This window comes from Chryseobacterium sp. RR2-3-20, assembly GCF_017808115.1.
GTDB lineage: Bacteria > Bacteroidota > Bacteroidia > Flavobacteriales > Weeksellaceae > Chryseobacterium > Chryseobacterium oryzae.
Genome location: NZ_JADQBD010000012.1, coordinates 55,165 through 65,830, shown reverse-complemented (window position 1 = coordinate 65,830; position 10,666 = coordinate 55,165). Strand labels below are relative to the sequence as shown.

Sequence of the window (10,666 nt, the reverse complement as noted above, 5' to 3'; positions counted from 1 at the left end):
GATTGCACTCACCAAAAAACGCAGAAAATGGTTCGTCGGAATTTGGGATTACCCCATAGACTTATCTCAAAAAATTTCAACTGCGTGATTTGGGTTTAATATCTGCTCCAAAGTTTGGAAAAAACTTCTTTGCTTCGTTCATCACATTTCCGCCACCATAACCTCCGGGAGAAGTGCTCATTAGAAACATTGGTTTATCCTGAAAAACTTTTACATTGATTCTCGATGCCCAATCGAAAATATTCTTGAACGCCGCAGCGTAAGAACGGTTGTGTTCTGCCAAAGAGCAGATAATGACATCGCAATCTTCAATCTGTTGTAAGAATTGATGGGCTTCTTCTGGAAATCCTTTCTTTTCAAGATCTACAGAGAAAACAGGCATAGAATAATCATTAAGATCAATTAAATTGATTTCGTTTTCCTGAAAACTTTTTAAAACAAACTTTACGAGTTCTCTGTTGATGGATGTGGAAGAAGTACTTCCTGCGAATGCTAATATTTTCATTTTGATGGGTTTTAAATAAAACTTTAAAGAACTATTTTCTATTCAGAATAGCTTTAGGAAGCGGTACGTATTCCTGATCATCTCCTGGGATTAGAGGAAATGCCTCATGGTTTTGATCGTGCCAGTTAATCTTTGCTTCTTCAATTTTTTCTTTGTCTGAATGCACGAAATTCCAGAAAATATGTCTTTCTTCAGGAAATGGTTCACCACCAAAAAGATATATCGTAGTATTTTCGTTGATTTCAAACTCGCAGAGAGAAGCATTTTTTGCAATTAAAAGTTGTTTGGTGCCATAATCATTTCCTTCAATATTTACCGAACCTTCTAAAACATACATTCCTACTTCACCAAAAATATGATGACCAATATTCAGTTTTTGTTTCGTTTTGCTTTTAATTTCAACAAAATAAAGCGGACTGTGAGTGGGAACAGCAGATTTTTTGCCAAAAGCTTCTCCGGCAATAAGTTTATATTCAATATCTCCATCCTTCCACGAAGGAATTTCTTCTGCTTCTATGTGAAAAAATGATGGCTCACTTTGCTCTAATGCTTTCGGTAAAGCCACCCAAATCTGGAAACCATGGAGAAATTGTGGTGAATTTCTTAAATATTCGGGAGTTCTTTCAGAATGTACCACTCCTTTTCCTGCAGTCATCCAATTAACGGCTCCCGGTTTTATTTCTGTTGCCGACCCAATGCTGTCACGATGAAAAATAGATCCTTCCAGAAGATAAGTTAGGGTAGAAAGCCCGATATGCGGATGTGGAGGAACATCAAAATTCTGATATTCTTTTAGACAGGTTGGCCCCATGTGATCGATAAAAATGAAAGGACCTACAGATCTTTTTTCCCGAAAAGGTAAAAGTCTTCCTACTAAAAAATTACCTATGTCTGCAGCTCTTTCTTCAACGATTAAACCAATATTTGACATCATATTTCAGTTGCTTTTTATTTGTTTTTTAATTATGATTGGATCTTTTAAATATTTTCGTATCCATTGAATTTCTCATCAACAATTCTTTTCCATTCAGGATTTTTTTTGATGTATGCAAAAACATAAGGACAAAAAGGAAGAAGTTTTTTTCCGCTTTCTTCAATATAATAAAGTGTTTTTTCTACCACAGCCGCCGCTGCTCCAGTACCGGAAAGTTCGGGGTCTGCCTCGGTATGAATAAGTGAAATCTGTGTGCCGTTCTCTTTATAATTAATAAATGCAAAATGCCCATTGACTTCAATTTCAAATCTTTTTAAAGTTTCATTTTTTTTAAGTGGAATATTTTCAAATTCTGCTTTCATAATTTCTATATTTTATGGATACTAAAATAATATGTTCTGATGAGATAAGCATTGATGTTTGGTAAGTATAAAATTAATCTTGAGATTTCATGTTTTTACCATCATAAATATGCAATCTTCTGAAAACAAGTGAGGAAAGTATGGTTAGTATTCCTACGGTAAGAAATGTAAATCTAAATGCTTGATGGACTTCGTGATGAATAAGCTCGGTATTATTTTCATAAATTTTGAGAACAATTAAGCCAAATGCAATTCCGAATCCTACGGCAAGCTGTTGATTAACAGATAAAAGTGAATTTCCGCTGCTTGTCTGGAAGTTTCTTAAATCTGCAATCGAAATTGTGTTCATGGACGTAAATTGTATAGAATTGAAGAATCCCATCACTACAATTATAGGAACAAACCAGTAAATTGAACTGTGGATATTCGGGATTGCCAAACAGCAAATTAAAATTCCGATTACAATCGTATTCACCATGAGTGTACGTTTATAACCAAATTTATTGAGAATTTTTATTACAGAAGATTTTCCTATCATGGCAGTTAATGCCATTGGTGCAACAATCCATCCAGAAACCACTGCAGTTTGGTGATAAGCCACCTGAATCATGAGCGGGAGCAAGAGCGGAATAGAACTAATCCCTAATCTTGTGGCAAGATTTCCTACAATTCCTACGCGAAATGTTCTTACCTTAAAAAGGCTTAAAGGAAATATTGGGTTTTGTCCTTTTTTAGCATGTCTGTAATAGTAATACAAAAACAAAAATCCAAGAATAAAGACAATGAGAACTGGTGTTATATTTTTAGATTCTCCAAAAAGTTCAAGAGAGATAGATAAAAGCAGAGAAGCTGCTGCAAATATCAAAAATCCTTTCAGATCGAAATCTGTAGATTTAGAATTGTAATTAGGCATAAATTGTAATCCTAAAACAATTCCTAAGATACCAAAAGGAATGTTGATGAGGAAAATCCAATGCCAAGAAAGATAATCAACAATGTAACCGCCTACCAAAGGACCAAGAACAGGACCGATTAATGCCGGAACAATTGCGAAATTCATTGCTTTAAGGAGTTCGTTTCTGTCGAAAGTTTTAATAAGTGCCAGTTTTCCGACCGGTGTCATTAAGCTACCTCCAACTCCCTGAATAACTCTTGCGATAACCAATTGTGTCAGGCTTTGCGAAATCGCACAAAAAATCGAGCCCAAACTAAAAATAATGAGTGAAAAAACAAAAACTTTTCTGGTGCCAAACCGATCTGCTAAAAATCCACTTACCGGCATAAACAGTGCTAAAGTAAGTACATAGCTTATAATTGCATTCTGCATATTCAGTGGAGATTCTTCTAAATCTTTTGCTATAGAGGGCAATGATGTATTTAGAATAGTAGAATCCAGCATCTGCATAAAGATAGCGGTTGCTAATATTAATGGCAGAATTTTTTTTATAGTCTGTCTTGGAGTGGATTTAGCGTGCATTTGTTGAATAAAGTTAAGAATGTATGATTGGCATTAAGCCAAAGAAAATATTATTCCAAATAATTGAGCTTAAATTATTATTTGATATTCACACATCTTTTATTTTCCCATACAATCTTTTCTAATTTTATTAATGGCATTCTTCATGTTTTGGTTAAAGTGATCTTTTTCCAGACGAATAGGAGGAGCTTGTCTTACTTCACAATTAGAAATACTGCAAGATTCGCATGTAACTCCAACGTCTACTGTTTTCAGGGTAGGAGATTTTATAAAATTAATTTTCTTAATGGTTTGGGTATTCAGTAAAATTCCTAAGCAATAACTTCTGTTGCTTCCATCAGAAAACGGATTCTTCTGCGATGTTGAAATAACCAGATAACTAAAACCTAGATCTTTATAATGTGAAATTTGTGCGTCTGTTAAAATTTCATTTTCTTTAAGATGTTGAAGGTTTTTCACGGCAATCCAACGTCTGCAATAATGTTCGTTGGTGGCATTTGCGTGGGGCGCTTGTTGATGGTTGAGGTGTAACTCTTTTAAAATCTGTATTTTGTCTGTATTTTTCTTCTTTACAAGACAGAGATAAAACAAATCTTTAATCCCAAGTTCTGAAGAGAGAATATTGGTTAATCTGTAATAAAAAGTTTCAGGAGAATGTGTGAAATTTTCAATTAATTCTTCAAAACCATTGGGTTTCCATTCGTTTTGAAGAAAAAAATCAGAGGTTTTGTCAATAATTTCTGTTTTCGAAATCAATAGAGCTCCTGCAAAATAAGAAGCATAATAGTTATTGAGAATTTCTTCAAAACTTCCAAAATCTAGCCAGGAATAAGTATTTGGGCGATTTTTAAGATCTAAAACGTTAAATCCTATTTCTTTAGCAAAAATAAAAGTTTTTTGGTCTGGTTCTAACTTGTTGTTTAGAAGAAGTAATTTTTTTTCGGGAATATAAAGAGAACGTAGATTTCCCAAAGTGCCATATTGCTCGAAATTTTCAGATTGAATCTGATATCCTAATTTTTCTATAAGAATTTTTTCTAAAACATCACTTTGCAGGTTTTTTCCTATTGTAATACTGTTTTCTTCTGCGAAAATTACTGCTTTTTCTTCAATTTCCGGAAAATAATTATCGTACAATTCTTGAAATGAACGAAGAACCGCAAAGTAAAATCTTTCTTTCCCAAGGTTGTAATTCTGCGAAATTTCTATTAATGCATTAATGAAAGCGGTTACTTTTTTGGGTGCATCGCTTATAATGCTTATAAGATTGTTTTTATTGATTCCAAAAAGCTCTAGTGGAATTTCCTTGAAAAAATCCGACTGCAAAATCTCGCTGAATGGAGTGAGGTTTTTATCCAGTTTTGTAGAAACCAAGTCATCAAAAGTGCATTGCATTGCTTCAGAAAGCAGGATTATTTTATCGTGTTTGGGATATTTTTTTCCGTTTTCTATTTCATTGAGGTAAGATTTTGAAAGACCTGTTTTTACAGAAAGATCCTGTAAAGACCAGCTGTTTTTCTGTCTTTGTTGTTTTAGTTTTAGTCCAAAAACCGTTTTTATATAGTCACTTTCTGCGTTCATTTTTCAAAAATAAGCATTAAAAGCATTTTTTCACAAAAAAATTTTTTATAAAATTTAGCGAAAGTTCGCTAATTGTGAAAGTTTTTATTTATGTTTGCAATATTAAAATTATAAAAGCAACTTCTTATGGAAACTAAGTCTTTAATTAAAATACAATCGGAACAGCAGTTTAAAGAGATTTTTACACCAGATCTTGTCGATTTCTTAGTTGAATTACATCAAAATTTCAACAATAAAAGATTAGAACTTTTAGAAGAAAGAAGAAAAATGCAAGAAGATTTCGACAAAGGAGTACTTCCGAAATTTCTATCTGAAACAGAAGATATCAGAAGCGGAGATTGGGTTTGTGCTCCGATTCCTGAAGATTTGTTGGATAGAAGAGTAGAAATAACAGGACCTGTAAACAGGAAGATGATTATCAATGCTTTAAATTCAGGATCTTCTACTTTTATGGCAGATTTTGAGGACAGCAATTCTCCAACGTGGGGAAACTGCATGGAAGGACAAATTAATCTTACTGATGTTGTCAACAAAAAAATAGATTTCACGAATGAGAATGGGAAATCTTACGGACTTAATGAAAAAACTGCGGTTCTACTAGTTCGTCCAAGAGGTTTACATCTTTCTGAAAAGCATATCGAAATAAATGGAAGTTTGGCTTCGGCTTCATTAATAGATTTTGGAATTTATTTTTTCAGAAATGCCAAAAAGCTTATCCAAAATGGCAGCGGTGCATATTTTTATCTTCCAAAACTTGAGCATTACAAAGAGGCAAGATGGTGGAACGATGTTTTTGTTTTTGCCCAGAATTATCTTGATATTCCACAAGGAAGTATTAAAGCAACGGTTTTAGTAGAAACTATTACTGCTTCTTTTCAGATTGATGAGATTTTATTTGAATTGAAAGAACATAGTTCAGGTTTAAATTGCGGAAGATGGGATTACATATTTTCATACATTAAAAAATTTAGAAATCTACCTCAGTTTTTAGTTCCGGATAGAGATCAGGTTACTATGAAATCTCCTTTTATGAGTGCTTACTCGAAAAGGGTAATTGAGATTTGCCACAAAAGAAATGTACACGCAATTGGTGGAATGGCGGCTCAGATTCCTATTAAAAACGACTATGAAGCCAACAGTTTGGCATTCGGAAAAGTAAGACAGGATAAAGAGCATGAGGTGAAAAATGGTCATGACGGAACTTGGGTGGCTCATCCCGCTTTGGTTTCTGTTGCTAAAGACGTTTTCGACCGTTTTATGCCAACAAAAAATCAAATTGATAAAAAATTTGATTATAAAATAACAGAAAAACAACTTTTGGAAATTCCACAAGGGGAAATCACTGAAAAAGGAGTTAGAAAGAATATAAATGTTGGTATTCTTTATATAGAATCGTGGCTTATGGGAATTGGTGCGGCTGCTCTTTATAACCTTATGGAAGATGCTGCGACAGCAGAAATATCGCGTACACAAATTTGGCAATGGTTAAAAAATAATGCCGTTTTGAATGATGGAAGAAAACTGACTCGCGAAATGATTTTGCAATGGGAATTTGAAGAAATCGAACGTATCGAGAAATATGTAGGCGAAAATCGTTTTAAAAATGGAAAATTTTCCTTGGCTAAAGAACTTTTCAACGAACTAATTCTCAGTGAAAAATTTGAAGAGTTTTTAACCTTAAAAGCCTATCCGTTTATTTAAAATTTCATGTAAAAATTCAGAAAATAAATAATTTAATCTCAAATATTATGAAAACAAAACAAGAAAAAATTCAGGAATTAGAAAAAGACTGGCTAGAAAATCCGCGTTGGAACGGTGTTAAAAGACCTTATACTGCAGAAGATGTTCTTAAACTTCGTGGTTCATATACATTAGACTATACCATTGCCACAGAAATGTCTAAAAAATTCTGGCAAAAATTGAATAATCAGGAGTTTGTTGCAGGTTTAGGAGCTTTAACAGGAAATCAGGCGGTACAAGAAGTAGATGCGGGTTTAGAAGCAATTTATCTTTCTGGATGGCAAGTTGCGGCAGATGCCAATTTATCCGGCGAAATGTATCCTGACCAATCCCTGTATCCGGCGAATTCTGTGCCTTCTGTGGTTAAAAAAATCAATAATGCTTTATTGAGAGCAGACCAAATACAATCGGTAAATGGTGCAGGAGAAAAAGAATATTTAGTTCCGATCATTGCCGATGCAGAAGCAGGTTTCGGTGGAAATCTCAATGCTTATGAATTAATGAAACAAATGATAGAAGCAGGTGCGGCAGCGGTTCATTTTGAAGATCAGCTTTCATCAGCAAAAAAATGTGGGCATTTGGGAGGGAAAGTTCTGGTTCCTACTCAAGAAGCTATTAATAAACTGATTGCGGCACGTTTGGCGGCAGATGTTTTGGGTGTTCCTAGTGTTATTATTGCCAGAACCGATGCCGATGCGGCAGATCTTTTAACTTCGGATATTGATGACAGAGATAAAAAATTTGTTACCGGTGAAAGAACCAGTGAAGGTTTTTACGTAGTGAAAAATGGAGTAGAACAGGGGATTGACAGAGGTTTGTCTTACGCACCATATGCAGACCTTATCTGGATGGAAACATCTAACCCGGATTTGGAACAGGCAAGAAGGTTTGCAGAAGGTATTCATGCAAAATTTCCTGGGAAAATGTTGGCATATAACTGTTCTCCATCTTTTAACTGGGCAGCAAAACTTAGCGAAAGTGAAATGCTAACTTTCAGAGAAGAACTGGCTAAAATGGGTTATAAATTCCAGTTTATTACTTTGGCAGGTTTCCATGCACTCAATACAGCAATGTTCGAATTGGCTTTGGCATACAAAGAACGAGGAATGGCTGGGTATTCTCAGTTACAGGAAAGGGAATTTGCTTTACAAAAACAGGGTTTCAGAGCGGTTAAACATCAATCGTTTGTGGGAACGGGTTATTTTGATGAGGTACAGAATATTGTTACCAACGGATCTTCAGCAACAGTTGCTATGAAAGATTCTACCGAAACTGCTCAATTTCATTGAAAATTTCCTTTAATGGATGGTTCAAATTGATTTAAGCGAGTAAGTGATTATTAAAATTCACTCCTTATTATAGTAGATTTATTGTTAGCAGAGGCTGTATCAAAAATGATACAGCCTCTTTTTATTTAAAAAAAATGAAATTTGTACAGAAAATTCAGAAAATTAGTGAGATAAATCTAATCCGCCAAAGTTCCCTGAACTCATCATCATATAAACACCCTGAGTTTTATCTAAAGTATCCCAATAATGATGTAAATCTTCAGCATTCGTGAAAACTTTTAAATCATCTTTTTTAAACTTTTCTTTAATTAAATCCGGAGAAATAGGCTCCATACGTTTAATTTTTAAAGCATCTTCAGAATAAAAAACGATTGCTTCATCCAATCCGTCCATTGCGTGGTCATACTGTTCTAAGAAAACAGGATTTAAGCTCGAATAAGTGTGAAGCTCCAGAAAACCATATTTTTTTTGATTTTTAAACTGTTCACAAAAAGCTTTTACAGCAGCTTTTACTTTGCTGGGAGCGTGTGCAAAGTCTTTATATAAAATACCTTTGTCTTCTCTTTCTACTTTCTCCAAACGTTTAGATGCACCTTTAAAGCTCATAATCGCCTCATAAAAGTCTTCATCCATAATTCCCAAAGTATGGCAAATATGTCTTGCACCTTCCATATTCAATAAATTATGGGCTCCGAAAACAGAAAGCGGAACGTCTCCCATTTCAGTTTTAAGGAGAACTTTACCGTTTACAATTTCGTATTCTGGCGTTTTGTATGGTATTTTTCTGAAATAATTATCGGCACTTTCTACCACTTTCACTACTTCTTTATCTTCTTCATTATAAACAAGAACGCCACCCGGAGTAATGCTTGCAACAAATTTTCGGAATTGTTCTATATAATCATCAAAAGTTTTAAAAACATTAATGTGATCCCATGCAATTCCACTTAACAGAGCAATGTTAGGTTGGTATAAAAGAAATTTGGAGCGTAAATCTATGGGAGATGAAAGGTATTCGTCACCTTCTAAAACCATAAAATCATTATCTTCAGTAAGTTTTACCATACAGTCGAATCCTTCCAGCTGAGCTCCAACCATAAAGTCTACATCTTTCTGATGGAAATTCAGTACGTGAAGAATCATAGATGTGATGGTTGTTTTCCCATGAGATCCGGCAATAACAACTCTGGTTTTTTCTTTAGACTGTTCGTACAAAAATTCTGGATAAGAATAGATTTTTAAACCTAATTCTTTTGCTTTTGCCAGTTCCGGATTATCCTGATGAGCGTGCATTCCAACAATCACTGCATCAATATTGGAAGTTATTTTTTCGGGAAACCATCCTAATTCTTCAGGTAAGATTTCTTTTTTTTGCAGTCTTGATCTGGATGGTTCGAAAATAGCATCGTCTGATCCTGTAACTATATAACCTTTATCTTTTAAAGCAATGGCGAGATTGTGCATGGCGCTTCCGCCGATAGCAATGAAATGCGTTCTCAACTTTGTGTTATTTTTTGATGTTTTTACTAATGATTTCCTGAAAGGCAGTAACAATATTTCCCCAGTTGGTTTTATAATTCGGCATAATCATGCTTCCGTCATTTTTACTCCCAGAATTTTTACCGTTTTTTACATTTACAGAAGTGGTAATATTATCATACATTTTTTTGTGATCTTCCTGTATTTGTCTGAAGTTGTTTTGAGACAGAACATCATTCAAAATTTTAAGTTCTTCATCGGAAACTTTGAAGGTTTGTTTTATTTTTTGATCGCGACCTTCGAAAGAGTAATGAGCATTGTTGCCTTTAATTAATAAATTTTCATAAGTGGGAGCAAATCCTCCGCTTCTCGAAAAACTGATATCGTAATCGGAATATATTTTTTGGGAATTGCATGACAATACAAGCAATGCTATAAAAAAGATTCCTAAAAACTTTTTCATTGATTTTTAATTTTGAGATTTATTCTGTTCAGATTTTTTGGCTTTAATTTCTTCATCATAAGTATGAAGTACATTAAAATCTTCCGTCTGTTCTATCGCAGTCATTATTTTATATAGAATTTCCTGAGCATTTTCGTTGTCGTAATCTATATCCAAAGGTTTCTTAAATTCCATAGTAGGTTTTACTCCCGTAACTTTTACGCGAAGTCCTTTTTTATCAAATGCTCTTCGGAAACCATTTATTTTTATAGGAATTACAATAGGTCTTTGGTTTTTTATCAGTTTTGCGGTTCCTTTTCTTCCTTGTGCAAAAGCAGCAGTTGTTCCCTGCGGAAATGTGGCTACCCAACCGTTATCCAGAGCTTTCATGATATTATCAATCTCGCTAAGATCTACCATTCTGTTAACGTTTTTTCCTTCTGCTCTCCATGTTCTTTTTACAGTAACTGCTCCTGCAATTTTGAAGATTTTCGGAAGAATACCTTTATTCATGGTTTCTTCTGCAGCTACGTAATAAAAATCTACTCTGGGATTAAGAAGATAAATAGGATTTTTAATGGTATTTAAATATCCGTTATTTACAGCGCAAAAAGCATGATACATCGCAGCGACATCCGCAAAATAGGTTTGATGATTAGATACGAATAATACATTCGTGTCGGGAAGATCTACCAAATTTTCTGTTCCTGTAATTTTCAGTTTATTGAAACCATTAAATCTTCTGTAAGAAATAAATCCCAGAATGAAAATAATAAGTCTTTTTAAAAAATAAGGAGTTCCGAACGAATCGGTGAAAATATTTTTCTTCGCCATATTTCAGTTAAACATAATATCCG

The 10,666-nt window shown here is 34.1% G+C and carries 9 protein-coding genes and 1 pseudogene; 2 read left to right on the top strand and 8 right to left on the bottom strand.

Annotated elements, in window-relative coordinates:
• Positions 1 to 94 precede the first annotated feature (94 nt).
• From IV513_RS05135 to IV513_RS05115, 5 genes and pseudogenes are all read right to left on the bottom strand, one after another.
• Positions 95 to 505, bottom strand: a pseudogene (locus IV513_RS05135) (NADPH-dependent FMN reductase); the annotation flags it as partial.
• 31 nt (positions 506 to 536) lie between these two features.
• On the bottom strand, positions 537 to 1,436 hold the full coding sequence (locus IV513_RS05130) for a pirin family protein (protein WP_209389440.1): 900 nt from the start codon (positions 1,434 to 1,436) through the stop codon (positions 537 to 539).
• A 47-nt stretch (positions 1,437 to 1,483) separates the two neighbouring features.
• Positions 1,484 to 1,801, bottom strand: coding sequence for a GNAT family N-acetyltransferase (locus IV513_RS05125; protein ID WP_209389433.1), 318 nt, complete (start codon positions 1,799 to 1,801; stop codon positions 1,484 to 1,486).
• A gap of 73 nt (positions 1,802 to 1,874) precedes the next feature.
• Entirely contained in the window at positions 1,875 to 3,278 is a 1,404-nt protein-coding gene (locus IV513_RS05120; RefSeq protein ID WP_209389432.1) for a DHA2 family efflux MFS transporter permease subunit, read from the bottom strand.
• 99 nt (positions 3,279 to 3,377) lie between these two features.
• Positions 3,378 to 4,859, bottom strand: coding sequence for a helix-turn-helix domain-containing protein (locus IV513_RS05115; RefSeq protein WP_209389431.1), 1,482 nt, complete (start codon positions 4,857 to 4,859; stop codon positions 3,378 to 3,380).
• 126 nt (positions 4,860 to 4,985) lie between these two features.
• On the opposite strand from IV513_RS05115, the gene aceB reads away from it, so the two are divergent.
• Positions 4,986 to 6,560, top strand: a complete 1,575-nt coding sequence (gene aceB / locus IV513_RS05110) for a malate synthase A (RefSeq protein ID WP_209389430.1) — start codon at positions 4,986 to 4,988, stop codon at positions 6,558 to 6,560.
• Positions 6,561 to 6,604: 44 nt separating this feature from the next.
• Entirely contained in the window at positions 6,605 to 7,888 is a 1,284-nt protein-coding gene (gene aceA, locus IV513_RS05105; RefSeq protein ID WP_369074866.1) for an isocitrate lyase, read from the top strand.
• A gap of 162 nt (positions 7,889 to 8,050) precedes the next feature.
• Here the strand turns inward: aceA and murC are convergent, their stop codons facing one another.
• The 3 genes from murC to IV513_RS05090 are packed head-to-tail and all read right to left on the bottom strand — an operon-like array spanning position 8,051 to position 10,643.
• A complete protein-coding gene (gene murC, locus IV513_RS05100; protein ID WP_209389428.1) occupies positions 8,051 to 9,388 on the bottom strand; it encodes a UDP-N-acetylmuramate--L-alanine ligase in 1,338 nt (445 codons plus the stop codon).
• A gap of 7 nt (positions 9,389 to 9,395) precedes the next feature.
• A complete protein-coding gene (locus IV513_RS05095) occupies positions 9,396 to 9,830 on the bottom strand; it encodes a hypothetical protein (RefSeq protein WP_209389427.1) in 435 nt (144 codons plus the stop codon).
• Positions 9,831 to 9,836: 6 nt separating this feature from the next.
• Entirely contained in the window at positions 9,837 to 10,643 is an 807-nt protein-coding gene (locus tag IV513_RS05090; RefSeq protein ID WP_209389426.1) for a 1-acyl-sn-glycerol-3-phosphate acyltransferase, read from the bottom strand.
• Positions 10,644 to 10,666: the final 23 nt, after the last annotated feature.

Excerpts from the sequence above, each read along its gene's own strand:
- IV513_RS05130 (WP_209389440.1), bottom strand. The coding sequence starts at position 1,436 with ATGTCAAATATTGGTTTAATCGTTGAAGAAAGAGCTGCAGACATAGGT.
- IV513_RS05125 (WP_209389433.1), bottom strand. The coding sequence starts at position 1,801 with ATGAAAGCAGAATTTGAAAATATTCCACTTAAAAAAAATGAAACTTTA.
- IV513_RS05120 (WP_209389432.1), bottom strand. The coding sequence starts at position 3,278 with ATGCACGCTAAATCCACTCCAAGACAGACTATAAAAAAAATTCTGCCA.
- IV513_RS05115 (WP_209389431.1), bottom strand. The coding sequence starts at position 4,859 with ATGAACGCAGAAAGTGACTATATAAAAACGGTTTTTGGACTAAAACTA.
- aceB (WP_209389430.1), top strand. The coding sequence starts at position 4,986 with ATGGAAACTAAGTCTTTAATTAAAATACAATCGGAACAGCAGTTTAAA.
- IV513_RS05095 (WP_209389427.1), bottom strand. The coding sequence starts at position 9,830 with ATGAAAAAGTTTTTAGGAATCTTTTTTATAGCATTGCTTGTATTGTCA.
- IV513_RS05090 (WP_209389426.1), bottom strand. The coding sequence starts at position 10,643 with ATGGCGAAGAAAAATATTTTCACCGATTCGTTCGGAACTCCTTATTTT.